Origin of the sequence: Burkholderia sp. 9775_39 (genome assembly GCF_015712225.1) — a bacterium.
In the GTDB taxonomy this organism is placed as follows: Bacteria; Pseudomonadota; Gammaproteobacteria; order Burkholderiales; family Burkholderiaceae; genus Burkholderia; species Burkholderia cenocepacia.
In genome coordinates this window covers 1-382 of the sequence record NZ_JACCQC010000123.1, presented here as the reverse complement: position 1 = coordinate 382, position 382 = coordinate 1, and the positions used below count along the sequence as shown (strand labels likewise).

Below are 382 nucleotides of genomic sequence, written 5' to 3'. Positions count from 1 at the left end.
TCGTTAACGCGAACCATTTCACCCGGTTCAAACAGCGTTTTCTGACGCGGCTTATCGCCAACCTGCTGCAGACGATTCATGATGGCGTCGACTTCTTTGTCGCTGATCGGCGCCGGACGGTCAGAGGTGCCGCCGATGAAGCCCATCACGCGCGGTACGCTGCGCACCAGGTGCCAGCTTGCGTCGTTCATGACCATCTGAACCAGGACATAGCCCGGGAAGAATTTACGTTCGCTTTTGCGACGCTGGCCGCCACGGATCTCAACCACTTCTTCGGTCGGGACCATGACTTCGCCAAATAACTCTGCCATGTTGTGTAATTTGATATGTTCACGCAGCGACGTGGCTACGCGACCTTCAAAACCGGAAAACGCCTGAACGA

General features: G+C 55.8%; 1 protein-coding gene. It reads right to left on the bottom strand.

Annotated features, from left to right (window positions below; translation table 11 throughout):
• Positions 1-382 (bottom strand): transcription termination/antitermination protein NusG (gene nusG / locus H0X90_RS35585; RefSeq protein ID WP_196438459.1); only part of this gene is annotated, 382 nt, incomplete at both ends.